The sequence below is a fragment of the Candidatus Limnocylindrales bacterium genome, from assembly GCA_035559535.1.
In the GTDB taxonomy this organism is placed as follows: domain Bacteria; phylum Moduliflexota; class Moduliflexia; order Moduliflexales; family JAUQPW01; genus JAUQPW01.
In genome coordinates, this window is the sequence record DATMBG010000006.1 from 120,842 (window position 1) to 145,436 (window position 24,595).

Here is a 24,595-nt window from a genome sequence, read left to right on the forward strand (position 1 = left end):
GAGAAGAAGGAAGGGCAGATCTACCAGAGTAGGGCTTAGCCGGGAGCACAACCATCTGCCTCACCCCCTAACCTCCATTGATGGGGAAATGTGGGGCTTCAGGAGAAGGGGAGCGCGGGGGTGAGGGCCACTTAAAGGTTAAGTAAGACTAAGTAAACAAAGCAACCCTACCGCGAAGGTAAAAGACAAAAACAACAGACAAGGCCTAAGGGATAGAGAACCCTCAGGCTTTTACATCTTCTAGGCTTTTGGGTAACTCCTGCAAGAAACTGGCATCAATACGATAAACTGTATCCCCAGATTTGGTTCGTGTATAAATCAGGCCGTTGTCTGTCTTCTTTCCGAGGATGAGCGTGGTAATCTCTTCTCCGCCTTTCTTCCAAAGCGTGATTTCTACTTCAGGTTTGTCGAAACCGTAATCACTCTCAGGCTTTTGGTCTGTCGAGACCAATTCTTTAAATTTTAAAAATTGAAGATCGGTTAAGAGGTTTCCCACCCGCCAGTCCTTAGCCTTTGCTTTTTCAGGTTCAACGAGTCTCCATTCCTTACCGGATTTTTGGAAAGTGAAAGTCTTATCCGGGTATTTAAGTGTAATTTTTTCGACATCCTCTCGATTGAAGGAAACGAGGGTCTTATCTCGAAGATCCATGGGGGTCTTTGTAAGGGTTTTAACAATAGCCGAATCTACCAGGTACACCGAATTACTTTCATTGGTTTTAACATACACTCCAGATCCTTCTTCCTTTCCAACCCAAAGGGTTTTAGGATTCTCCTTATCTTTCTCCCAAAGGTTTACCTGGATTTTAGGTGTATTCAGACCATAAGCTGCCAAATCTGAGGGGTTATCATGGGTAAACTCTTTAACCTTGAGCCCTCTTACTTCTGTTAAGACATCCGAGATGGCAGATTCATCGGCCTTTACTTGCTCGGGTTGTGTGAGGTTCCAATCTTTATCCGAAACTTTCTCGGCTATCAAATCCATACCTTCTCGCTGAATTTGGACTTTTTTGATATCTCCCTTCTCAAAGGCCAGTACCGTTTTATCCCGGAGATCCATGACCGTCTTGGGAAAATCTTTGGTCAGGTCATCGGGAACTAAAAATACATTATGGCTTCCTTCTCGTTTAGCATAAATCCCCTTTTTGGACTCATCAGATTTGCCCAGGAGGAGAGTTTTTTGGGCCATATCATCTCCTACCCATAAAGTAACCTGTATGGGCGGGTTATCCAATCCATACTTACTCAGGTCTTCTGGATTTTCTTCTATAAACTCCTTGACTTTGGTGAAATTTAATTTCGTCAAGATACTGGTAATTTTGTCCTTATCCCCTTTGTACTCCCCGGGTTGCGTTACTTTCCAATTCCCACCGCTAGCTTCTGCAACCATTTTGTTTTTATCCACAACAAATTCCAATTTCTTTACTTTATCTGTTTCAAAGGCAACAATGGTTTTATCCCGAAGGTCGAAAACCTTTTTATTGAGATCGTCCCGAAGGAATTTATCAACAAGATAGATTTTGGGGTCTACGTTTTTCTGAGCATATACGTAGAGTTCAGAGGGGGTCAGATCTCCAAAGTAAAGGGTTTGATAGGTTGGCTGGTCCTTAAGTTTAAAGGAAACTTGTAGAAAAGGTTTTACAAGACCGTAGTCTGCGAGTTTGGGAGTTCCTTCATCTACAGACCGGTCGCTTTGAGCAGTTTTAAGCCGACTGAGGAGGAACTCTATTGCTTTGTCATCGGCCTTTGCCTGGATAGGTTCTTCCAGAGCCCATCCGCCATCACTTTTCTTGACCACAATAGTCCCCTCTGGTCCGATTAATTTGACTTCCTGTACCTCCTGCTCCGAGAAAAGGAACAGTTTTTTCTTGTCTTCTTCAATTTTAGCTTGTTTCGCGGCAAATTTAACCTCGTAAAAATAATAATATCCTCCTAACAAGGCTAAAATAAGAAGTAAGATGACCGTAGCTCTGAAATTCATTCAAAGACCTCTACCTTATACGCCATGTGCAATGGGTTTGGACCGGTAGGATGATCTCATTACACATGACGTAGTAGATATTATTTGTGGCGTCTTCTTTCTACATAGACCACAATACCTGTTACAAGAACGGCAAGGGGTAACAAAACCACAGGCACCCAGAACATGACCCGACCTTGAACTGCATTCAGGAGAATAGGTTGAGATTGAGGCTGCTTAGGACGGATAGCAATGAGGTTCTCTTCTTCCAGTAGCCAGCTTACGGTGTTTAGGAAGAGATCTCCATTCCCCTGGAGATTAAATCCAGAATCACTGATAAAATCGGAATCTCCAAAAACTACAATTCGAGCTTTAGTTTTTTTGGATTCCTGATCTTTTTGTTCTTCGGTTTTAGATTCTCCTTCCTTTTTAGGTTCCTCCTTGATTTCCACCGTAGCCAGGGCAGCTACCGAAACCGGACCTTTAAGATCTTTATCCTTATCAAAACTGGCCATTCCTTGTTTGAGCCTGGCAATATCGGTCTCTCCCCAGCTTTCCGGGCTTGTTTTTGCCAGAGATTGGGCCGTAATCCCCTCGGGAAGCTGTTCCGCAACCCCTACAGACCGAGCCCAGGGAAAGAAACAGGCAATATGGAAGTCTCTGGTAATTTCATGGGGTTCATATTCTACTACAACAGGTACAGTTGGCTCTGCTCCAAATACCCGGCTCAAACGATCTACGATTACGTCATTTCCAATCTTAAATCCGTATTTAGCCAAAAAAGTAACCAACCCGGGAGCATTTTCTGGATCGATCAGAACGAGAAGTTTACCGCCTCGTTTGAGGTATTCCTCTACGTTATCCAGTTCCTTAGGCAAAAGATCTTTTTTAGGTCCGTTGATAATCAGAAGCGTGGCATCATCGGGGACTTTCTCCTCTCGTAATAACAAAAGTTCTTTGACTTCATAATTTCGGTCTGTGATGGCCTTTTTAACCTGACTATAGCCTCTGGCACCCGACTCATTCAAATTGCCTTCATCATGTCCGGTCAGGAAATAAACAACTTTCTTTCCCTCCCGAATTACTTTAAGAATTGCATTGGTGATGGCCTGCTCAGAACTATCCGTAATCTTCTCTCGTTTATTTCCACTTTCCAGGACAATGGTTCCATAATCTCGAATTTCATAAGCTTTTGCTTTACCTGGATTACGATCTGGGTCTACGATCTCATATTTAAAATGAGAAGAATGGTAAGCGTATCGATCCAGAACATCGTTGATCCCTCGTTCTTCTCCTTTTCGATAGAAAGCAACGGCCTGAACATCCCGGTCCAGAGATTTGAGAATCTTGACGGTCTGATCGGACAGACTATTTAGCTTGGCCGTGGTAAAATCCCAACGATAATTATGCTTTACCGAGATGGCCTCTACAATGCTGATAATTCCTAAGACGATAAAAATCATGAGGGTTACATTGGCGCCATATCGGGTAGTGCGTTTTCCAAGAAGCCTTTTAACTCCTTCAAAGTTAAAATAAATATAGGTCAGCAAGGCCAGCAGTCCAACGATTAAAAAGATCGAAGCTACAGGGGTCAACTGGGATCGGATAACATAAATTACACCACCACCTAAGGCCAGAATCAATCCGGCCAGACCTATTATAGAGGAATATTTTTGTAACATGCCGTGACGTGAAAGAATAGGAGCATGGGAGAATGGAGAAGTGAAGAGTTTCTCCCATCTCCCAGGCTCCTATTCTCCCTCTCTGTCTTTTAGCCTCGCCATCTATTGGACTCCAGGGATCTTAGGGTTAAAAACAAGAAAAACAGGGTAAAATTCAAGTAATAGATAAGATCTTTGGTATCGATAATGCCTTTGGCAAAGTTTTGAAAGTGCTCAATAATGGAGAGATGCCGAAGAACACTTCCCAGGGTAGGACCCGTGTTTTCGGCAGAGAATCCGATAACCCAAAATATGATAAGAACCCCAAAACTAGCTACTGCAGCTATAATTTGATTTTCTGTCAGGGTAGAAATTAATATTCCCAGGGAAATAAATGCAGACCCCATCAAGAAAACGCCTAAATAAGCCGATATAAAAGGCTTAATATCCGGCCTTCCTACCCAGGCGATGAGGATTGGGTAAACCAGGCTTAAGGCCAGCATGATGGCAAAGACCGTTACACAGGCCAGGAATTTCCCCAGTACCACTTCGATATCCCGAATGGGATACGTCATGAGCAGCTCAAAAGTACCCAGCCGTTTCTCCTCAGAAAATAATCTCATGGTAAGAATCGGCATCATCAAGAGGATAATAACTGCCATATTACTAAACAGAGGGTTGACCACACCTTCGGTGATATTGAGATTGGCTGCAGCAGCCGGTTGTTGCATGGCTTGAAAACTGATCATGCTATAGAAGGTGACAATAGCCGAGAAGAAATATCCTGTGATGACTAGGAAAATAAACAGGACTACATAAGCAATAGGCGAGTAAAAATAAGATCTTAGTTCTTTTTTAAAGAGATAGAAGATATTCCGCATGTTCTATTGTCTATCGTCCGTTGTGCGCTGTTTATATGGAGATGGAGGATAACAGGAAAGAAACAACGAACAACGAACAATGGACAACGGATCTATCCTTCCTCTTCGGTAACCAATTTGACAAAGACATCTTCCAAACTGATTTCCACCGGTCGTAACTCCAGCAACCCATTTCCACTCTGAACGATGGCATGTGCCAAATCCCGACGGACATCTCTATCTTTAGAAGCTTCAACTTCATAATTGAAAATATTTCCGGTTACCTGGTCTTTCCTTTGAACCCGATTAACTCCGTTGACCTCCTTCAAGATTTTCAAAACAGCCTCGGACGGTCCATCTACCTGAAGTAAAATACGTCGGGATGTCTGAGATCGAGAAGTAAGGTTCTCGGTAGTATCTTCTGCCACCACCTTTCCCTGGTTGATGATAACAACCCGTTGACAGATCATACTGACCTCCGGAAGAATATGGGAGCTCAGGATAATGGTTTTTTCGGTGGCAAGTTCTTTGATAAGATGACGGATATCGGTGATCTGTTTAGGATCCAATCCCATGGTTGGCTCATCTAAAATAAGAACTTCAGGATCATTGACGAGGGCCTGGGCCAATCCTACACGCTGCCGATATCCTTTAGAAAGGTTTTTAATCAATCGATTGGATACACTTTCAAGTCCACAACTTTTAATAACCTGCTGGATTTTTTCCTTCCGGAGTTTTTTAGGTACACCCTTGACTTCGGTTACAAAATTCAAATAGGCCCAAACCTCCATATCATTGTAAATAGGGACATTTTCCGGCAGATACCCGATCCTTTTTCTGACTTCCAGAGAGTCTTTAAAAACATCGTATCCCGCAACGGTTGCCGTTCCGCTGGTTGCCGGCATGAACCCCGTTAAAATTCGCATGGTGGTTGTTTTACCTGCTCCATTAGGGCCTAAGAATCCTAAGATTTCACCCTTTTCTACCCGGAAAGAAACCCCCTGAATAGCAGGAAGTGTTCCATAGTACTTGGTTAAATTCTCTACCACGATCATCCTTGATTTTCCTCCTTCCTAGGTTATTGAAACTCACAGGTGAGATAAGCACAAGTAATCTCTTCATGTGGTGAGGGCTGAAAAAGTAATAACTTACGCCAAGCCTCTAAGTTAGATTTTAAGCAGATTAAAAAGTTCCATCTTTTAATGCTTTAAACTTAAAACGATGGGATAAAAAGTTACCTTTGGCGATCTAGATTCAAGGTTTTTAATCACCTTAACAGGAACTTTTAAAACTTGTCAAGACTCCAATTATTGAGAGAGTTTATTCTCTTTACAATCCCATGGACTGGATTCAATTTTGAACCTGGCCATTAAAAGAAAATAATTATAGTATTGATCGGAAAAACCATGGTTATTTCGTCTGTTTGATGGATAGAAAGGTAAGCATGAGGGATAGTTTTAGATTTAAAAATTTCCAAAGCAAGCAGATTATTCTGATCTTTTCGAGTTCCCAGTTTCTCAGGTCCGCTCTCCGAAGTAGCCAGATCCGATATGGATTCCTGGGTTTAGGAATCTACTTGACGATCTGGATGTTACCGGTTTATGCAGAAACGGATTTGCAGCAGGTCCCCTTAGTTCAGGTTTTTGATGAAGCCTGGCAGCGGATTGACTCGGAGTTCTACGATCCTCACTTTAATGGCGTAGACTGGAAGAAAATGCGAGAAATTTATCGTCCTCTGGTAGAGAGAGCCGCAACGAGAGCACAGGGATATGAGATCATCAACCAAATGATCTCGCAATTGAAAGCTTCTCATACCCATCTATATACACCCGATCAACCTGCGTATTATCAACTGGCTGCCATCTTTGGAAAGAGGGTGAGCGGGTACTCCCAGGCTTTTGGGGATAAAGAGGTTCGTTATACTGACATAGGTATTCTGACGGTAACCACCCCCCGGGGTATTTTTGTAAAAGGGGTTCTTGAAGGAAGTCCGGCCCAAGAAGCAGGGATTCAGGTAGGAGATCAAATTTTGGAAGTAGATGGGGAGCCCTTTGAACCGGTTGCATCGTTTCGTAATAAAGCAGGACAGCCTGTTCGTATTCTGATTCAAACGGCGGCTTGTAAAGACGAATCCTCCGATGAGTCCAGAACGGGCTCTTGTATCCGTCCGAGTCCAGAAGAGAAAACAGTCATTCCCAGGGAAGTAGATCCTAACCAGATGTTTCTGGAAGCCGAAAAGAAAAGTATTCGAATCTTTGAGGAGGATGGGATCAAGATTGGATACATTCATATCTGGTCTTATGCCAGGGAAGTCTATCAAGATGCTTTTGTGGAGGCTATTATAACCGGAGAATTCGCCAAAGCTTCAGCATTAATCGTAGATTTACGGGATGGGTGGGGCGGGGCAAGTCCTGAGTACCTGAACGTTTTTAATAAAAATGTACCTGTTATGACTACTGCCTCCCGGTCGGGAGATAAGCGTAAGTACGATCCTCAATGGAGGAAACCAGTGGTCTTTCTGGTTAATGAAGGTACCCGAAGTGGGAAAGAAATGCTCACCTATGGATTCAAGAAATATCGTCTGGGTAAAGTTATCGGTACGCCGACTGCGGGGGCTGTCCTGGCAGGCAAACCTTTTTATCTATCCGATGGGTCTTTATTGATGGTTGCCGTCAGAGATGTCTGGGTGGATGGCGAACGCCTGGAGGGAAAGGGAGTTCAACCGGATATTTACGTGGATTTTCCCGTGGAATACGCCAGGGGCTATGACCCGCAACGTGCCAAAGCCTTAAAAGTCTTGGCCGAAGAAGTTAAACAGTCCAAGCAGGAATCGTAATTGAAGTATGAAGCTATGGGGGTGTGGGGGTATGGGAGTGTGGGAGTATGTGAAGTATAGAAGAATAAGTGGCTATCCCCACCCTTTTACCCTTTCCCACTTCTTCACTTCCCCACTCTCACACCTCCACATCCCTATACCCCTACACTTCCATACTCCCACACTTCCTCTACCTACTGCCTCATCACCTCACGATCTCCTTTATCCCTCGTAGAGGGATAATGGCCCAATCCGGGCGGTTGTTAAGTTCATGATGGAGTTCACGTATGGCCTTATCTAAGAGGAAGGTTTTTAATAAAATATCCAGTTCCTCAGAATCCTTGGGAATAAAGGGTGCGTTTTCGGTGGTCTCCAAATAAGATCTTAAAAAAGCGCCTCCCATAGACCGGTACCAAAAATCCGTCCAGGGTTCTAACACAGGAATATCTTCAGGCCTGAGAGAGGTATGTTTGAGGAGAACAGTATAAGCCGCATAGTGGATGGATCTTAACATGCTGGCTACATCCCTAAGTGGAGAGCGTTTGAGTTTTCTTTCACTGAGGGCTTTTGTCGGATCACTTTCAAAGTCAATGATTACAAAATCTTTTCCTGTATAAAGGACATGTCCCAGGTGATAATTTCCATGGATTCTTATCTTTACGGTGGATATTTTTTTCTGCAGGATTGTTCTGAAATGGTCCATCACACTCTTTTCAAGATTTAAAACCTCTTCCGCTTCCTTTCTTATATTTTGTAGGGAGCGTTCCGATTCAGGAAGCGTATTCAAATTTTTCCGTAAAAGTTGGAGAACCCTTCTTGCAGAGCTTCGCATAGATTGATAAACGGATCTTTGATAAAGGGTTGAGAAGGGTTCAGGGGAGAAGTTGGGGTCTTTTGAATTCGAAGCGAGTGCCAGGTGCAATTCGGCGGTTCTTTTTCCTAAAAGCTTAACCATCTCAAAATAAGCTCCTATAACCAGGTCTTGAAGGGAAGGGGGGATTTCAACTTTTAGAAGAGAGGCCGATAATTTGGGTATTTGCTGAATTTCGCTCCTTCGGGAAAGTACCCGATCGAAATACCTTTCAACCGCATTAAGGGTAAAAGTCCAAGCATCTCCCTGATTTGGAACAAAACTTTGAAGGATGCCCAGGGTCATGGGTTGAGACCCGGGTTTTCTATATTCTATAGCGCCTATAAAAGAAGGAATGTAGGGGAAGGACACAGTTTCTGTAAGAAATCTTCCTATCTCCAGATCTGGATGGGTGCCTTCCTCTAGATATCTAAACAATTTAAGGAAGAATTTGTCACCGTATAGGAAAGAAGGCTTTTGCTTTTCAGCATTGAGGACTTGAAATTCGCGGAGGGGTATTTCACCTACTGATCCTGCCAGGGTTTTAGAGGATCTTTTAGTATGGACGATAAACTCTCCTTGCTTTCCCTTTATTCGGTGTTTTCTCAAGATCATTTCCAGGAGATTTTTACGGAATCCCTCGGAATAGATACTATCATAAAGGATACCCTCCAGGTTTCTTCCCTTGACCCGGGCAATAATTCCCGGCAAAGAGGATTCCAGTATCTCCTTAGCTTTTTCTCCCATAGCAAAGGATATGGGTAACAAATAGGTTTGGGGAGGGCCTTCTACATATTGAACTTCCAGAAGCAGGAGTCGGGTATCCTGAATCCCCCGTTCCCCTGAAGAACCCTCGATCTCTTCCGTCCGTTTAAGATCTTTTCCTATGGGAAGGACCTCCAAGATTTGAAGTCGCTGGATTTCCCGAGTATTTCCCTGGATATTTTCTATCCCGGCAAACCATTTACGCCCTTTGAGATAAGCCGGTAATATCTCCCTTTCAAGTTTTTCCATGGATCTTTCTTCCAGAACTTCCCAGTTTGCCTGGGTTAAGACCCCGGCTACTTCCAATTCCGGAATGGTCCATACATTAATACTTTCTACTGCTTTCTCCTTTTGTAGCGAGAACCAATAGTAACCATAAGGTCCAAGGGTAAGTATGTAAGGAGAATCCTTAATAGGAGAAAATCTGTTTCCACTAAAAACTTCCTCCAAAACATAGCCGGAAAGTCTGGATAGATTCAATTCCACCATTTGAGGGTACTTGGAAAGGTTGACCACTACTAAGATTTTCTCCTCTTGAAGGGATGGTTCAGGTTGGTAGTGACGGATAAAGGCAAAGACTTTGGGGTTGTCTGGAAGGAGAAACTCAATGCTTCCCCGCCCAAAAGCCTTAAAGCGCTTTCTCATGGCGATATATTTTTTCATCCACCAGAGTAACGAGGCCTGGTTTCTCTGTTGATTCTCCACGTTTACCGATTCGTAGTGATATTCGGGGTCTATGATAATGGGAAGGTAGAGCTTTTGGGGGTTGGCTTTGGAAAAACCGGCATTTTTATCTGCACTCCACTGCATGGGTGTTCTAACCCCATTTCGATCCCCCAGGTAGTAATTATCCCCCATTCCAATCTCATCGCCGTAGTAGATAACCGGAGTTCCCGGAAGAGAAAAGAGAAGGACATTCATGAGTTCAATCTTGCGTCGATCATTTTCCAGAAGAGGTGCCAGCCGTCGACGAATTCCTAAATTGATTCTTGCATGGGGGTCGCGGGCGTACATTCTATACATATAATCCCGTTCTTCATCGGTTACCATTTCAAGGGTCAATTCATCATGGTTTCTCAAAAAAAGTGCCCATTGACAGGTTTCTGGAATGGGAGGAGTCTGTTCCAGGATATCGATAATGGGAAATCTATCCTCCATCCGAACTGCCATAAATATCCTGGGCATCAATGGGAAATGAAAGGCCATATGGCATTTATCTCCATTTCCAAAATAACTTACGGCATCCTCAGGCCACTGGTTTGCCTCGGCAAGGAGCATTCGATTGGAGAACTTGCTATCTACATGGGCCCGAAGTCGCTGTAAAAATTCATAGGTTTCCGGCAGGTTTTCGCAGTTAGTCCCTTCTCGCTCAAAGAGGTAAGGAATCGCGTCTAAACGCATCCCATCCACACCCATATTTAGCCAGTAATCCACTACTTTTAGGATGGCTTTCTGAACCTCGGGATTGTCATAATTTAAATCGGGCTGGTGAGAGTAAAAACGATGCCAGTAATAGGCCTTACCTACAGGATCCCAGGCCCAGTTGGAAGTTTCAAAATCCTTAAATATGATCCGGGCTTCTGGATACTTTTCCGGAGTATCACTCCAGACATAGAAATTCCTTATCGTAGAGCCCGGCCTGGCTTTCCTGGCTCTCTGAAACCAGGCATGCTGATCGGAAGTATGATTTACAACGAGTTCTGTGATGACCCGTAATCCCCGACGATGGGCTTCATTTAGAAACTCCTTGAACTCTTTTAAATCACCGTAGTCCGGGTGAATATTGAAGTAATCGGCAATGTCGTATCCATCATCTTTAAGGGGAGAAGGATAGAAAGGAAGAAGCCATAAGGCCGTTACACCGAGATCTTCCAGATAGTCCAGCTTTTCCGTAAGTCCTTTAAAGTTTCCTATTCCGTTACCCTTGGCATCGTAAAAGGTCTTTACGTGAAGCTCATAAATAATGGCATCTTTATACCAGAGTGAATCGTCTTCAAGATACATATCCTAAAGATTTCCAATTTCGTCCGGGTAGAATCTTCCCGAGGATAACCGGATATCTGGCCCCTGTTGCCGGGGGAACATTGCTGGGAATCCCCAGGAAAGTCGCCCGGGCGAGTAAAGCAAAGAGAATAGCTTCTAAAGCGTCACTGGAATATCCGTACTCTTCCACCGTCTTGACGGAAATAGACTCAGAATGAAACGCTTTCTGAAGCATAGCCATCAAAGTTTTGTTTTTAGCACCTCCTCCACAGAGGATGAGCTCCAGAGAGCCTTCCCCTTTAAGGTTCCGATACCGATCAACCAAAAGGAATCGTCGGTAACTGTCTGCGATGGATTCAGCTGTGAAGGCGGTAGCCGTGGCCAGCAAATCCTTTGGAAAGATGCCCATCTCGTTTGCTTTTTTCAGTAGCTTTTGGAGAAACTCTCCGCCAAATTCTTCCCTGCCCGTGGTTTTAGGTGGGGGTTTCTTTAAGTAAGGATGGGCCATAAGCCAGTTGAGGAGATCTGGATGCACCTGCCCACCAGCCGCCATCTGACCATCTAAATCGAAGGAGAGCTTTCCCTGCGTCAGTTGGTTTATCAGTCCATCTATGATAAGGTTTCCGGGCCCGGTGTCGAAGGCGATAAGTTGATCTGGCTCTGCATGGGCCGGAATAAAGGTTACATTACTAATCCCACCAATGTTATTTACTGCCCGGGCCTTCACCTTATCCCGGAAGAGAAGATAATGGGCGTAAGGGGCCAGGGGAGCCCCTTCACCCCCTGCTGCAATATCCCTGGGACGGAAATCGGCCACTACCGTACAACCGGTCCTTTCTGCGATAATGGAAGGCTCTCCGATTTGTAGGGTGGATTTAACGGTTAAAAAACCTGCCTGGGGAGGTAATGCCGGTTCATATCGGGGTTCCGGCAAGTGATGAATAGTCTGACCATGGGAACCAATAAGATCAATCTCCTCCGGTCTGCATCCCCCTCGTTCCATGATCCTGAGAGCCGCCTGGGCAAATAATTCTCCCAGGTAGAAATTAAGGTGACAGATTTGATCAACTTTTCCTGCTTCCGGGGAGGAGAGTTCTAAAATTCTCTCTTTAACCCCCTCTGGAAAGGGATAGGTTTCAAAGCATAAAAGGTTTACCTGGGTCTCCAAATCACGACCCGTAATATCTACTAAAGCCGCGTCAATTCCATCTACAGAAGTTCCTGAAAGTAGACCGATAACCTTCATGGGACCAATAAGGAAGTTTTTAGTATCTACTTACCGGATACTATTTACCCTTTATTCCCTCCCAATGTTGGGCTCTTCCATAAATCCATGTCATTTCCAGAAGTTTCTTTTTTATGGCAGGTGTAAGTTGTTCTGGCAAAAACCTCCACATCCAATTCCCTCTGGAAGTTGCCGGAAGGTTCATTCTGGCTTCTTCTCCTAAGCCTAGAATATCTTGCAAAGGAATGATGGCAATTTTCGCAACGGACATAAGTGCCAACCTGACAAATTCCCAATGAACTTCCTCTTCTGAGACCTCTCGTCCTATGTATTTACAAAATCTTTCCCTGTCTTCCGGAGTGGATTCATTCTGAAACCAGCCTCTCGCCGTGTTATTGTCATGGGTTCCTGTATACACAACGCAATTTTTTACATGATTATGAGGGGCATGGACGCTGGTCGGAAGATCTTCTCCAAAGGCAAAAACAAGGACCTTCATACCGGGAAATCCAAAGAGCTCCATTATTTCTATGACCTCCGGAGTGATTACCCCCAGGTCTTCAGCAATAATAGGAAGATTTACAAAATGCCGGGATAGCGTACTGAAAAAGTCCTTGACGGATACTTCAATCCATTGCCCTTTTACTGCAGTTTTCTCGGTTGCCGGAACTTCCCAGTAGGCGACAAATCCCCTAAAATGGTCCAATCGGATCTGGTCAAAAAATTTCAAGTTGTGCCCAATACGCTTAATCCACCAGGCATAACGGGTTTCCCTCAAAACATCCCACCTGTAAACGGGATTTCCCCAGAGCTGACCGGTTTCACTGAAGTAATCCGGAGGTACCCCGGCTACAAAAGCCGGTTTTTTTTCTTCATTAAGCTTAAATAGCTGAGGATTTGCCCACACATCGGCACTGTCATAACTTACATAAATGGGTAAGTCCCCTATAATCCGGATATTTTTACTCCGACAATAATCTTTAAGGGAATACCATTGTTTAAAAAACAGATACTGGAAAAACTTTTCCCTCCGAATCCTATCCGCCAGTCGGGTTTTCCATTCCTTAATAGCCTCTTCTCTTCTATCCCTTAAATCTTCCGGCCATTGACCCCAAACAACCCCTTTGAATTCCTCCTTGAGGGCTGCAAATAAGGCATAATCCTCTAACCAGGAGGAGTTTTCCGTGCAGAAATCCTCAAATTCATCTTCTTTTCCTATCCGGCTCTTGGACTTCTCATAAGTTAAATGAAGAATTTTTCTTTTGTACTCTGTAACCGCTTCATAATCTACCTTCTCCCTGGGAAAGGAAGGATGATCTTCTACTTCAGATTTCAAAAGAAGTCCTTCCTCTACCAGAAGGTCAGGACTGATGAGGATCGGGTTTCCGGCAAACGCCGAATAACTACTGTAGGGAGAGTTTCCAAGGGCCGGGTCGGTCGGATTTAGGGGAAGAATCTGCCATAAACTTTGATCGGTTTCCGTAAGAAAATTTACAAATCTGTAGGCCTCCGGCCCCAGATCTCCTATACCATAGGGGGATGGAAGGGAAGTAATGTGAAGAAGAATTCCACTTTCTCTTTCCTTCATGTTTTTTACTGTCTTCTAAGGCCAGGCTTGAAATGTGGACCTGTTAAGAGCAAAATAACGCCCTGCCCCACAGCCAGCAAGCCGTTATTTGCTTCCGCAAATTAACAATCTGTTTGCTTATCCGGGGCGTAATACCAAATCTGATAAAAAATGTTGTATTCAAAACGTACGATTTCCTGAATAACCGATCCTAATCTGGGCCATGGAGACATAAGGACCTGGGGATTTTGGGACTGAGAGACGCGGGAGTACCAACGCAAGGCCTTGCGTTTTTGCCCCAAAACTCCCCGTCTCCGTGCCTTTCTGTCACCGTATCTCAAAAGGGAGTCCTTCCTGGGGGAAGGTTTAAAAACTCCAAACGTGTAGGCTAATGAGGAATTCCCCTCGATACCTTCTCGGTTCTGGCTTGGGATAACTGTTCCATGGACTCTTTTTGAGTAGCTTCCCAAACCTTTGTTAATTGCTCAAATTCTGCTAAACCAGGGTAAATAAAAACCATCAAAGCACTGGATGCCATGATGGTACAATTCCGGCGACCCTGACCTCGAGGCGTACAATCTCTGACATGTTTGGTTCCTAAGGCATGGTAAAACTCGTGCTTTGCCATAGCCTGCAGGGTGAGCGTAACCTTATCGATGGGTGATTCGAACTGGAGTTCTTGCCGATCCCGTCCGGCAATATGAATGCTGCGATTAAAGTCGGCGTAGTATTGAGGATGCGCAATTAAGCATTCGACATGTTCAAAATCCTTGTCTACATACTCCGGATCAAAATCTAAAGCATGCCCTTTTCCATCGATAACAAAGGTAATTCCCCCATAGGAACGGGAGAGAACTCGAGGATCCAAAGCAGTATTGGTCTGTTTATACTGTTTTAAATAGTTGGAATCTTCATAAATGCCGAACCAGATCGCACCCTCTTCAGGCTGTGAAACGATTCTGAATTCCGGAATAGGGAGCATAAAAATCTCCAACTGTAAATCATGTAAAACCCTCTGAAGGATCTCCGAAAGGTCGATTGGGTAGGTGGTGCTGCCTATAAGAATGGGAATTCGAGTTTCTCCAAACCTGTACACCGGGATATAACCCTTCTCCAGCCATTTCAGAAATCGGCCTTGTTCTGATCGCTGCAAAGACTTATCTTGAATAACTTCACTGGATACAGAAACCTTTTGTTGGGCCATTGCCGGACTTATCCAGAGAAGCAGGACGAAAACCAATGGTATAAGAAGTCGTATAAACTGCATCTTCTCATGAGGATAGAGGGTAATTCTAATTGAAACGTAGAGATCATTTCAGAGATTATATTACCCGCCGAACCCTATCCTTCCCCTCTCTAAGTTTTAATTTTTACCTCTTAGAGGTCAACTCCTGTTGAAATATTTTAAGCTATCAAACGAGATGTTCGACCTACTTGTCTATATTTCTCCTAGCATAAACCCTGCCAATTCCTGTTTCCTTGTTTTCTATTTACTGAAATATAAAACGAAGTAAAGGTTATCTCAAGGATTTTCATTCTTTTAAGATCCTCTTCTGAATATTTCTGAAGAGGTTGAACCAAACCCCCGGGCCGAATATCTGTAGCATTAAGCGAAGAACCCATGGTAAAGATGGAGGATTTTTAGCTTTGTGAGAACCTGTCCTGAACCCTTCCGTTGCCTGATATTTCGGCAAGGGAAAGTCATTCCGCTTCCCCTAAAAGCAGTTCTTGAGTTCCAAAAAAACTTTAAGGAGAAAATAATGATTAACATTTATTAATTTCTACTTGCAAATTTTATTAACCTTTGTTAATTACAATACCATGTCAACAACAAAGGTGCAACGGATGGCTTTAGGCTACTTTTCAGAGGGACGGTTTCCCAAGGAGGAAAGTAACCCCACCTAAGACCCTGAGATCCCATTGATGAGATTCATGGAACAGGATTTACAGGATTTTCTTTCGATTACCTTCCGAGATCTTGTAAATTCCGTCTATTTCCATTCCGTGGAGTTTGTTCCAGTTTATGTCGACTAATACCAGGCTCATGTTCCTTGCCAGTGAAAGGTTTGAGAAAGGTAATACCCTTCGAGGGGCTTTTTTGGTAACAGATGATAAAACCATACCTCTAGAGTTTCGATGTACTCAGCCTGTTCAACCAACCGATCTTCAAAAAATATTGTACGGGCATATCTTGGAGCAGTATGTATTGATTGAATTACTGGCCATGCCGTTAATTCAGGCCGCCCGGGAAAAACCGGATTTGATTTTAGTTCGAAATCCATTTTTCCTGGAACTTCGCCCTAAAATCGAGATCCCTGTTCTATGCCTTCTTAAAGAGACAGAAGGCCGAAGGCATAAAAATATCGAAACCCGACTGCTTCTCGACCGACGGGATCGGATGGATATCATCTTAACGACAGCAGGACCAAGTAAGGAGGCTGTCATTCAGGCTTTATCTAAAATCCAGGGACTTAAGTTTCAACCCCATCAAATTATAGGGCATCTTCCTTATACAATTGGAAAAAATGTCTCCAAAGAAACGGCCCAGAAGATTCGTATTCTTCTTGAAAAGGCTGGAGCGACGGTAAAGCTGACCCCCTCTATTCAAAAGACCACATTTTCTACACAGATTATTCAGGACGACCAGATTCTTCATTCCGAGTCCGGTCGGTTTGAGTCTCTCATCTTAATAACCCATCGGGATTTTGCCGATGAACGAAGTCAACAGCGGATTATTCTCAACCAGATATTTAAACAATACAACTTAATTGAACCCTTTGATCGTATTGCAGCGGCGCTGAAACAAGTTCATGCACAAAATTTGGATACAAGATCCCTCTCTATCTAAACCCGACATTTCCGACGATCTGACCCCACCGTGGAGGGTAACTTTATCCCCCATTGAGTTACGGGTTATAGAATGTCGGGGAGATGAGGCCTCCTCGGTAGTAGGCCATACTCTGGAGGTAAGGAACTCCTTACTCCCGGTTTATGGTTCATTATCCTTTATCCACTTCTCCCCTCTCCAACCTCCTGGAATACAAGGAAAAATATTTTATGGGGAGGCTTCTCTTCAAGAAGAAACTACTTCTGGAACGAGGCTTCCTATTCGTCCTTCTAAAACGGAGGGGTTGCCTGTTCGATCTTTACAAAGAAGTAAAAATATCTCGTGGGACCTCATTTATTCTCTGTTAACCCCATCCGGCAGTCTCAGCCTTCCCGGAGAACTTTATTCCTATCAGCGGATAGGAGTAGAGTTTTTAATCTCTCACCCGGAGGCTCTATTAGCCGATGAAATGGGAACAGGCAAGACCGTTATGACAACGGTTGCCATTAAAATTTTATTTCAACAGAATAAAATCCGAAAAGCCCTGATTGTTTGTCCACTCAGTATGGTAGGAGTTTGGGAAGAACACCTAGATAAATGGGCACCGGGTTTATCTTTGTTAACAATGCGAGGGGGGCGAGAAACCCGTAAATGGATCTGGGAATGTCCTGTCCAGATTTTGTTGACAACCTTTGATACCTTACGAAGTGACCTGCTGGATGAAGATTCTTTTATAAGCCGGGATATGTTAAAGGAGATTGATTTGGTAGTGGTGGATGAGGCACAAAATATCAAAAATTCTTCCAGTGGGCGAAGCCAGGCGGTAAAAAAAATTCCTGCGCGGTGGCGTTGGGCATTGACCGGAACGCCTTTAGAAAATCGATTGGAGGATTTAAGTTCGATATTTGAATTTGTTAAGCCCAATTGTCTACCTCAGAATGGATTAACTCCAAAGTTGGCCCAGCAACTCGTTAAACCGTATTTATTAAGGCGGCTTAAACGAGATGTTATGAAGGATCTTCCTCCTAAAATTAAGCAAGACACCTGGCTGGAATTAGATGCCTTCCAGCGTCGAGCTTATCAAAGGGCCCTTTATCAAGGCCAACATCATCTTGAACGGATGGGTCGAAAGGGTTCTACTTCTCCACTACGGGCTCATATCTTTGCCATTATTCAGACCCTTAAACAGATTTGTAATTTTGCCCCAGGAAAAGCCACCAGTCCTAAAACAGAAGCCCTCATAGAGTTGGTTGAAAAAATCCTTGCCAATGGAAAGAAAGTACTTGTTTTCTCCCAGTATCAGGAAGAGGGTGTTTACAAATTAGCAAAAGCCCTTGAAGCCTATGGGGTTGTGATATATACGGGAACAATGTCCGAACGAGAGCGTCAAAGTGCAATAGCTACTTTTCGTCGCAGCCCGAATAAATCGATCTTCCTGGCCTCCGTACGATCTGCCGGGGTTGGATTGACGCTGACGGAGGCTAATTATGTTGTTCACTTTGATCACTGGTGGAATCCGGCCCTCATGTGGCAGGCAGAAGATCGGGCTCACCGAAGAGGACAAACCGAACCCGTTCATATCTACCATCTCTGGATGCGAAATACGATTGAAATGCAGATTTATAATAAACTGAAAGAAAAGGGACTACTTTTTCAGGAAGTCATGGAGGATCTTTCATCGGAAGTTGTGGAAAATTCCATTACAACCGAAGAATGGTTAGAAATGCTGGGTCTAAAATCCCTTTCCCGATAGCCTTCCTCACCTTCGCATTTTCTCTTAAGTTATTGATTTATCCACACTTCCAACCCCTCCATACTTCCATACTCCCACACCCCCCTACTTCCATACTCCCATACTTCGACCTTCTTCGTGGATAAAATAGAATGAATTCGGGATTGACAGGAAGGATAAAAGGTTAATTGTAATAAGAAGGGGAAGGGAGGTGAGTGAAGAATGGCTAAAAAAGTGGTAGTTTATCATTCAACCGGTTGAAGACCCTGTCATCAGGCGATGGAGTATCTATCGCAGAAAGGGGTAGCCTTTACCGAAAAAAATGTAAGTGAAGATCCCCAGGCTTTGGAGGAATTATTCCAGCTTGGAAGCCAGGGAACTCCGACGATTCTTATCGATGGAGACATGATCATTGGATTCAACCGGGCCAGGATTGATGAATTACTGAGCAAATAGTTTTACCTGTCCTGGTCGTTTATTGAGGTTTAAGGAAAGACCTCCGAGGTTTAGAAAATAAGGCCCTTCGCACCCCGGAGGTCTAAGAAGTAATTGCTACATCCTCACCGTGATTAGATTTCCGCTTTCATAGCGCCGTAATCCCCTGTAAAAAATCCCAATGGCTCCCAGCAAGCTGCCGAATGCAAAAAGTCCGAAATAAAGCAGGCGCCAGGGACTAAATCCATAAAGCATTTGTACCGGCACGGTTCCCAGAAAAGCGGCAGGGAGAATCGTATAGAGGGTCAGCCGGATAATTCCTTGAAAGATGTCCGCCGGTTTCCTGGCAAATTCCAGTAAAGATGCCAGGGATTCCCAAACGAGGGTGGATTGACCTAACCAGAATGTGAGGGAATGAAAAATAATTAACCAGCTTAAAAATACGGTGGCTCCCAGGAGACTTCCGATGACCAAAAGAGTAAGGGAATAGAAGTTAACCGGGACAAATAAGAGGTAGTATCCCAATCCAACCAGGAGACGCCCTATTCTATTGACACTGGTCCCACTGATCAAAAGGTGAGCCAGCACGTTCTTGGGAAGCGTCAGATAAAAATCTATCCGTCCTTCTCGAATATATTCATTGATATTCCAGATCATTCCTCCAATACCTACATCGACCAGTCCGTAAATCAAACTGTTAAAGGCTACCAGACTTACCAGTTGTTCAAATTTCCAACCGTTGATATCCTGGGTTACCGTAAAAAACAACCTCCAAAAAAAGATATAAATGGACACTTCAACTAAATTTGCAAAAAAGTCTAGAACCACATTGAATCGATATTCTAGATGCGAGTTCAGGTTGATTTTCAGATAAGCCAGGAAGAGTTTTAAATAGGCCATTTTTTGTTTGCTATTCCCTATAGGTTGTGAAAAAGTATGTACCTGAGTTATCTCTGAACAGAAAATTATCCCCCATTAATATCCAATTTCCTGATTGCCTTCCTATATTCTAACAAGAGTAAAGATCCCAAGATAAAAACCCAGAAGATCTGACCTGCCAGGAAGTGAAGGAACAGATCGAATTTAAAATGAATAAAGAGTTTGGCCGGGTAGTAGAAGATGGCACTAAAAGGGGTATAGTCGGCCAGAGGTTTCAAAGAATCAGGCCAGGCATCGATAGGAATAAGCCCACCTCCCAGAACCAGCATAACCGTATTCAAGACCCATACAAAAACCGTAGCCCGCTCGAGCCAGAACGCGGCTATTCCACATATACACTGCAGAATAAAATGGATGAGGAACCCCAGGAAGAGAACCGGAAACAATTGCAAAACCCCTCCCAGGGGAGGAACAAAGGATTTGGCGAAAAAGAGGGCCATTAACAGGGAAATACTGAAGTTAATGATCAAATTAAGTACAACTTTTCCAGAGCTGATACAGTAGGTATACAGGAGGTAGCTATAGGGTTTATTCAGATAATTGGTAATATTTCCACTCTGGACATCCTCTTCGATATTAAGCATGAGGGTATAATCAACACTGAAATGAATCACCTGTACGATAAGAAGATACCAGATGAGTTCCTGTTTATAAATACCTGCCATCTCCTGACGGGTTCCATAGCCGATCAGCCAGAGTTGAACACTTACAAAATAGGCTACCACAATGCTGAGATTTGAGAGAATAAAATCACCCAGATAGACAAAATGATTTTTTAGCTCAATGCTGAAAATGGCCCAGTATTTAATAAATTTCCTTATCACGGATTTCCCCCTATTCTAGTCCCTCCCTTTTATTCCTCTTCCTGTTCTTTATAGATTTGGCGAATAATCTCCTCCAGGGGAGGTTCTGTAATGGTAATATCTTCGATATCATACTGATTCAGAAGCTGGTTGATTACATCCCGAGTGGAATTCCAGTGGGTATCCACGGTAACTTTGAGTTTATAATCAGTTTTCTCTAAAAGTGTACAACCTTTACAGGTAAAGGGGTCTTTCCCAGGGGTGTTGAGGGTTGCTTCGATAACCCTGCGGTGGAGATACGTTTTCTTGAGTCCGTTTACATCTCGATCATAAATGATTTTTCCCAGGTTAAGGATAATAACCCGTTCGCAGAGTGTTTCAATATCTCCTGCATCGTGGGAGGTAATAAAAATCGTGGTTCCCTCGGTACGATTAATGGTTCGGATGTGTTCCCGCAGTATCTGTTTGGCCACCACATCCAGGCCTATGGTCGGTTCATCCAAGAAGATAATGGAAGGTTTGTGAAGAAGGCAAGCCACCAACTCCGCCCGCATCCGCTGACCCAAGGACAATTTTCGTACGGGAGTATGAACAAAACTTTTTATCTCCAATAAATCTATTAAATAATCCAGGCGTTGGCGAAAAGTATGGGAATCCAGTTCATAAATCTTTGAAAAAAGATAAAAGGTTTCCATGGCAGGAAGATGGTACCAGAGTTGGGATTTCTGACCAAAAACAGAACCAATGTGAAAAGATAACTTTTTCCGCTCTTTCCAGGGGTTAAACCCAAGCACCCGAGCTTCACCGGAGGTCGGAAAAAGAATGCCCGTTAGCATCTTGATGGTCGTCGACTTACCAGATCCATTAGGGCCAATAAATGCGAGGGTCTCTCCAGATTTTACAGTAAAGTTTAGATTTTTTACGGCCTCAATCCAACGATACTGGGGTTTGAAGAGAGCCTTGAAGCTATTTTTAAGACCAGGGGGCTTAATCTTAACTCGGAAGGTTTTCGTCAGGTTTCTTACCTCAATGGCATCCATATCCATGGATGATAGGTACAGATTAAAGGATTGTCAAGAGTGAATGACAGAGTAAGCTGAATGACAAGGGTATAAGGAGGAATCGGACCAAGTAATACGTTGAAGAGGTCCTCTTAACAGACTTTACTCCCCTTGGGATTAAACTCCTGGATAAACTAAGGGGTAGGGTTATTTTTTGCTAAAAGACTTCCAGAGTTTTCCTATAAGGGATCGGGTTTGGCTCTAAGGGGTAGGGTTAGTAAACCTCCCGGTTCTCCCAAAGCTTTATAGCAACCGTAAACGGGGTATTTTAGTAAAACCCGGACCCTGGTCCGAGGTTTTACTAAAATACTCCTTAGAGGTTTTCTGAAATTTTACTGGGACCGGTGCTTTTCAGGATTATCAATGTCTGTTGCTATCAATCATCATCATCGTCTTCATTATCATTGTCCTTTTTCTTTCCCTTTAAGGAGAAGCCAGACACAAAAGCATCATCTGTAAGGGTCACCGGAGGTTTTGTGAAAGAGGTTCCGGAAGGAAGAATGATAAAATTGAGAGCGGCACTGGTTCCCGAAGGGAAAAGAGGTAAATTTCCTTCCGACCCATGAATTTCCCCATCGTTATCCAGATCTTCTATGGTTCCTATGAGTTCATCTGTATCGGGAAGCGTATTATGTTGCCATACATCATAGCTACTTCCGGGGGGAACATTATCAATCTCAATTCTGGCGCTTCCATTGGCCCGAATTTTGAATTCCCCGTTATCCAGCCCGGTAGCCCCGGTAATTATATCCCCCACGAATAAAGGCCTCGCCGAATTGGGGAATAGGGGAAGGGCAAATCCGGTTACAAAGGAATCATCCCCTAAGGAAACAGGTGGGGGGGTAAAGGTAACCGTGGAGGGAATGATAATAAACGCCGGTGAAGAACTGCTGCCCCTCAAAAAGGGTTTAAACTTTCCCTCTACTCCACGAATAGCCCCATCCCCATTACGGTCAGCCAGGATCGCAATCTGGGTATTGGTATCGGTTAGGGTCTCGTGCAACCACACCTGATAACTTCCTCCCGGAGTAACACCGTTAATATTGAGTTGTACGTTCCCGTTATTAAAAATCCTCAGGCGGCCTCGCAACTGACCAGTTCCCGCCGTTATGACTTGTGCTTTATAGATCTCTTCATCCGACTTGGCCCATAGGTCTGAGGCGAACAGACCTATCTCCAACATCAGGAACAGCAAGGAAAAACTTACTAGTTTCCCATTCCGTAAAAGTCTAACCTTCATCATAACCTCTCCTTTCCTTTCAAAGGGTTTTTAAAGAAATAAGTTTACCTGGGTAAATTTCCTGCAACAATAATACCATTGGGTAGTGTGTAAGGAATTTTGCGTTAGAATTATACCTTCCTGGGAAGCTTATTTTAGCTTGAGTCCTCAACCATTTTTATAAAATAAAGACGAACTTTATAGGGTTTTGTTCCACATTTTAAATGGAGCGTATGTTTGCTACCAGAAACAGTTTGAAGGTTTTGCGGATTCTTTCGCTTCTTCCTGAAGGGTGAATTATTTAGGAAAAGATGCGAAATGAATAATAGTCTTTTCGATTATTTTTCCGGTATTTGGATCTATCCCCTTATCTGTAATCTCGATATCCAGCCTTTTTTCATTATCCCGGGCTATATAGCGACGTAAAATTATGCCCTTAAAATCTTCTGGGTTAACCTTATCAAATCCGTTTAGCTTTAAGCCGTTAGCCCATTCTTCTAAAGATCTTTCTTGATCTTTGAAGGTAATCTTCAATTTGTCCTCGTAAAATTTTTTCACTTTATCCACGGGATCTGCTGTGACATAGACGGTTACCTTCATCTGGTCCAACATCTTTAGAGTTTTTTCCACTTCCTGAAGCTGGGCTTCTTCTTTCTTTCGATCTTCATCGGTTTTGGCTTCTTTTAGAGATGTTTCCGTAAGAGATCTTAAAGAAGAGATGGTGGATTTAGCAACCGTCCGGATAGCATCTGCCATGGCTTGATTTGACTGGGCTCCCGGGTAGGCAGGGGGCATCTGAGCGGAGGCTAGGGGGGATCCTATTACTCCTATCCAACCCAAGAAAAGGGGGACACCCAAAAAGAGTCTTTTCATGGTTTGAAAGGAAAAATCCTTTTAACCTCTTTACCGAGGGGGAAATCCCTCTTTGGGTTTTCCGATTAAGTAAAGAGAGTCAATAAGGATTTTTTTTCCATAACTTTTCACTTATATAGCTGGAAGAGAAGTTTTCCTATATTTCTCTGCAGGTTTTGAAGATAAGGCCAGATCAAAGAAGTTCTCCCAAAATCCCTTGCTTTGGCCCAAGCCTCGCTTTTTGGGATTTCGGGATTCTCTAGCTCGTAAACGGCTAGATATTTAGGAGTTCCTTCCACAGCTCGATACCTCTTGGCACTACGAACTCCTTCCACCTTAACCAGGGCCGGGATATGGTCCTCATTATACCAGGCGTTGAATTCATCCTCTTTCTCCGAAGAAACATCCACCCGTACTGTAAGGACATAGGGTGATCCTTCCCGAGAAGATGGGCCATAAGAGAAAATTTCTTCGTAAATATTACGGACGAAATCCTGGAAAAGGGCCATGGTCTTTTGAGACCAGGGGGTTGGATTCTGTAAAGCCTTTTGATAAGGTTCTCTGGATAAAACACCAGGCTCCTCTAACTCATAGAGGGCAAAGTATTTAGGTTCTCCTTCCAGACTGACATAACGTCTGGCAGTTAAAAAACCGGGTATACTGATCCGCTCTTGAAGATGCTCAGTATTATACCAGCGATTAAACTCTTCTTCATAATCCGGTGGAATATTCATCCAGGCCGTCAGAAGCCCTTTAGGTTGTGATGATGCCATACTGCCCTCCTTTCGATTAATAAATCCATTAACCCATTGTCTTGAACCCTTCGACTCAATCACCCCATGAAACTTAATTTCTGGATTCCTGAAAATCAAGAAAAATTTATCGACCTGATATTAAGTCAGGATTGAAATGGGATGTAAAGTAAGGACCGCTCTACCCTTTCCCTCCCTGCATGTGGAGAGGGAAAGGAGGAGCTGCCTAACGGGCCATACCGAATCGCCTCTCCTCAGGATACAATCTCAAGGGTTTGGTAGAAAGATTCAA

General features: G+C 43.7%; 17 protein-coding genes and 1 pseudogene. 4 read left to right on the forward strand and 14 right to left on the reverse strand.

Annotation, left to right across the window (positions count from 1 at the left end; all coding sequences use genetic code 11):
* Positions 1-223: 223 nt before the first annotated feature.
* From VNM22_01575 to VNM22_01590, 4 genes are all read right to left on the reverse strand, one after another.
* Positions 224-1,978, reverse strand: a complete 1,755-nt coding sequence (locus VNM22_01575) for a DUF4340 domain-containing protein (protein HWP45827.1) — start codon at positions 1,976-1,978, stop codon at positions 224-226.
* Between the two features lie 80 nt (positions 1,979-2,058).
* Positions 2,059-3,639, reverse strand: coding sequence for a Gldg family protein (locus tag VNM22_01580; protein HWP45828.1), 1,581 nt, complete (start codon positions 3,637-3,639; stop codon positions 2,059-2,061).
* An 89-nt stretch (positions 3,640-3,728) separates the two neighbouring features.
* Positions 3,729-4,499, reverse strand: a complete 771-nt coding sequence (locus tag VNM22_01585) for an ABC transporter permease (GenBank protein HWP45829.1) — start codon at positions 4,497-4,499, stop codon at positions 3,729-3,731.
* A gap of 92 nt (positions 4,500-4,591) precedes the next feature.
* On the reverse strand, positions 4,592-5,533 hold the full coding sequence (locus VNM22_01590; protein HWP45830.1) for an ABC transporter ATP-binding protein: 942 nt from the start codon (positions 5,531-5,533) through the stop codon (positions 4,592-4,594).
* A gap of 389 nt (positions 5,534-5,922) precedes the next feature.
* On the opposite strand from VNM22_01590, the gene VNM22_01595 reads away from it, so the two are divergent.
* Positions 5,923-7,314: a S41 family peptidase gene (locus VNM22_01595; GenBank protein ID HWP45831.1), complete on the forward strand. Its 1,392-nt coding sequence runs from the start codon at positions 5,923-5,925 to the stop codon at positions 7,312-7,314.
* A 184-nt stretch (positions 7,315-7,498) separates the two neighbouring features.
* Here the strand turns inward: VNM22_01595 and treS are convergent, their stop codons facing one another.
* From treS to VNM22_01615, 4 genes are all read right to left on the reverse strand, one after another.
* Entirely contained in the window at positions 7,499-10,912 is a 3,414-nt protein-coding gene (treS, locus tag VNM22_01600; GenBank protein ID HWP45832.1) for a maltose alpha-D-glucosyltransferase, read from the reverse strand.
* A complete protein-coding gene (locus tag VNM22_01605) occupies positions 10,902-12,137 on the reverse strand; it encodes an anhydro-N-acetylmuramic acid kinase (protein HWP45833.1) in 1,236 nt (411 codons plus the stop codon). Before VNM22_01605 ends, treS begins: the two co-directional genes overlap by 11 nt.
* Before the next feature lie 40 nt (positions 12,138-12,177).
* Positions 12,178-13,704, reverse strand: coding sequence for a 4-alpha-glucanotransferase (gene malQ / locus VNM22_01610; protein HWP45834.1), 1,527 nt, complete (start codon positions 13,702-13,704; stop codon positions 12,178-12,180).
* A gap of 367 nt (positions 13,705-14,071) precedes the next feature.
* Positions 14,072-14,950, reverse strand: coding sequence for a hypothetical protein (locus tag VNM22_01615; GenBank protein HWP45835.1), 879 nt, complete (start codon positions 14,948-14,950; stop codon positions 14,072-14,074).
* A gap of 756 nt (positions 14,951-15,706) precedes the next feature.
* On the opposite strand from VNM22_01615, the gene VNM22_01620 reads away from it, so the two are divergent.
* The 3 genes and pseudogenes from VNM22_01620 to VNM22_01630 all read left to right on the forward strand — a co-directional run bounded on the left by VNM22_01620 (position 15,707) and on the right by VNM22_01630 (position 18,698).
* Positions 15,707-16,531, forward strand: coding sequence for a ribosomal protein L7/L12 (locus tag VNM22_01620; GenBank protein HWP45836.1), 825 nt, complete (start codon positions 15,707-15,709; stop codon positions 16,529-16,531).
* Positions 16,494-18,263 (forward strand): DEAD/DEAH box helicase, encoded by a 1,770-nt coding sequence (locus VNM22_01625; protein HWP45837.1) that lies wholly within the window; start codon positions 16,494-16,496, stop codon positions 18,261-18,263. The genes VNM22_01620 and VNM22_01625 overlap by 38 nt, the downstream gene beginning before the upstream one ends.
* Before the next feature lie 255 nt (positions 18,264-18,518).
* Positions 18,519-18,698 (forward strand): annotated as a pseudogene (locus tag VNM22_01630) (glutaredoxin family protein).
* Between the two features lie 96 nt (positions 18,699-18,794).
* Here VNM22_01630 and VNM22_01635 read toward each other — a convergent pair.
* From VNM22_01635 to VNM22_01660, 6 genes are all read right to left on the reverse strand, one after another.
* Positions 18,795-19,577: an ABC-2 family transporter protein gene (locus VNM22_01635; GenBank protein HWP45838.1), complete on the reverse strand. Its 783-nt coding sequence runs from the start codon at positions 19,575-19,577 to the stop codon at positions 18,795-18,797.
* A gap of 65 nt (positions 19,578-19,642) precedes the next feature.
* On the reverse strand, positions 19,643-20,440 hold the full coding sequence (locus tag VNM22_01640; GenBank protein ID HWP45839.1) for a hypothetical protein: 798 nt from the start codon (positions 20,438-20,440) through the stop codon (positions 19,643-19,645).
* 29 nt (positions 20,441-20,469) lie between these two features.
* Entirely contained in the window at positions 20,470-21,459 is a 990-nt protein-coding gene (locus tag VNM22_01645; GenBank protein ID HWP45840.1) for an ATP-binding cassette domain-containing protein, read from the reverse strand.
* Between the two features lie 397 nt (positions 21,460-21,856).
* Positions 21,857-22,723: a hypothetical protein gene (locus tag VNM22_01650; protein HWP45841.1), complete on the reverse strand. Its 867-nt coding sequence runs from the start codon at positions 22,721-22,723 to the stop codon at positions 21,857-21,859.
* A gap of 273 nt (positions 22,724-22,996) precedes the next feature.
* Positions 22,997-23,572 carry a hypothetical protein gene (locus tag VNM22_01655; GenBank protein ID HWP45842.1) on the reverse strand — a complete coding sequence of 192 codons (576 nt, stop codon included), beginning with the start codon at positions 23,570-23,572 and terminating at the stop codon, positions 22,997-22,999.
* 107 nt (positions 23,573-23,679) lie between these two features.
* Entirely contained in the window at positions 23,680-24,324 is a 645-nt protein-coding gene (locus VNM22_01660; protein HWP45843.1) for a DUF4286 family protein, read from the reverse strand.
* Between the last annotated feature and the right edge of the window lie 271 nt (positions 24,325-24,595).

Excerpts from the sequence above, each read along its gene's own strand:
- VNM22_01575 (HWP45827.1), bottom strand. The coding sequence starts at position 1,978 with ATGAATTTCAGAGCTACGGTCATCTTACTTCTTATTTTAGCCTTGTTA.
- VNM22_01580 (HWP45828.1), bottom strand. The coding sequence starts at position 3,639 with ATGTTACAAAAATATTCCTCTATAATAGGTCTGGCCGGATTGATTCTG.
- VNM22_01585 (HWP45829.1), bottom strand. The coding sequence starts at position 4,499 with ATGCGGAATATCTTCTATCTCTTTAAAAAAGAACTAAGATCTTATTTT.
- VNM22_01590 (HWP45830.1), bottom strand. The coding sequence starts at position 5,533 with ATGATCGTGGTAGAGAATTTAACCAAGTACTATGGAACACTTCCTGCT.
- VNM22_01595 (HWP45831.1), top strand. The coding sequence starts at position 5,923 with ATGAGGGATAGTTTTAGATTTAAAAATTTCCAAAGCAAGCAGATTATT.
- treS (HWP45832.1), bottom strand. The coding sequence starts at position 10,912 with ATGTATCTTGAAGACGATTCACTCTGGTATAAAGATGCCATTATTTAT.
- VNM22_01605 (HWP45833.1), bottom strand. The coding sequence starts at position 12,137 with ATGAAGGTTATCGGTCTACTTTCAGGAACTTCTGTAGATGGAATTGAC.
- malQ (HWP45834.1), bottom strand. The coding sequence starts at position 13,704 with ATGAAGGAAAGAGAAAGTGGAATTCTTCTTCACATTACTTCCCTTCCA.
- VNM22_01615 (HWP45835.1), bottom strand. The coding sequence starts at position 14,950 with ATGCAGTTTATACGACTTCTTATACCATTGGTTTTCGTCCTGCTTCTC.
- VNM22_01620 (HWP45836.1), top strand. The coding sequence starts at position 15,707 with ATGTCGACTAATACCAGGCTCATGTTCCTTGCCAGTGAAAGGTTTGAG.
- VNM22_01625 (HWP45837.1), top strand. The coding sequence starts at position 16,494 with ATGCACAAAATTTGGATACAAGATCCCTCTCTATCTAAACCCGACATT.
- VNM22_01635 (HWP45838.1), bottom strand. The coding sequence starts at position 19,577 with ATGGCCTATTTAAAACTCTTCCTGGCTTATCTGAAAATCAACCTGAAC.
- VNM22_01645 (HWP45840.1), bottom strand. The coding sequence starts at position 21,459 with ATGGATGCCATTGAGGTAAGAAACCTGACGAAAACCTTCCGAGTTAAG.
- VNM22_01650 (HWP45841.1), bottom strand. The coding sequence starts at position 22,723 with ATGATGAAGGTTAGACTTTTACGGAATGGGAAACTAGTAAGTTTTTCC.
- VNM22_01655 (HWP45842.1), bottom strand. The coding sequence starts at position 23,572 with ATGAAAAGACTCTTTTTGGGTGTCCCCCTTTTCTTGGGTTGGATAGGA.
- VNM22_01660 (HWP45843.1), bottom strand. The coding sequence starts at position 24,324 with ATGGCATCATCACAACCTAAAGGGCTTCTGACGGCCTGGATGAATATT.